Below are 559 nucleotides of genomic sequence, written 5' to 3' on the forward strand. Positions count from 1 at the left end.
GCGGCCGGCGTCCACGGCGGCGTCGTAGAGCACGAAGCGACGTTCCGGATAGGCCCGCGCCAGCTGCTCGACATAGGGCGCCATCGTGTAGGTGCCGGTGACGATCAGGTCGTAGTCGCCGCTGTCGGCCAGCGCGGTCAGAGCCGGCAGCCAGCGCGTCGGGTCGGTGCCTCCCTCCACGATCTTGACCGTGACCGGTAACTGCCGCGCCGCTTCGCGCATGCCCTTGGCCGCGCCGTCGAAGAAGGACTTGTCGCCCAGCGTGCCGTTGATGAAGAGCACGGCGCGCACCGCGTGGCCGGCCTGGGCGCGCGGCAGCAGCCGCTCGCCTGCGGCCTTCAGGCCGTAGAGCACGGCCACGGCCGCCAGCAGCCACAGGAGCTGACGCAGGAGGAAGCAGAGGGCGGGGCGCATCGACGGCGGTGCCGGGAGGGGGCGGCCGGCGCGCTCAGACGAGCCGGCTGGACTGCGTGATCCGCGCGCTGTACCGGTAGCTGGACACGTACTTCATGAGGCAGTACTCGATCGGCTCGCGCCGCTCGGACAGCGTGATGCGCTC

The 559-nt window shown here is 71.6% G+C and carries 1 protein-coding gene; it reads right to left on the reverse strand.

Annotated features, from left to right (window positions below; all coding sequences use genetic code 11):
* Positions 1 to 414 (reverse strand): BMP family ABC transporter substrate-binding protein (locus tag FUT87_RS23630; protein WP_147242584.1); only part of this gene is annotated, 414 nt, incomplete at its 3' end.
* Positions 415 to 559 lie beyond the last annotated feature (145 nt).

This window comes from Mitsuaria sp. TWR114, assembly GCF_007997345.1.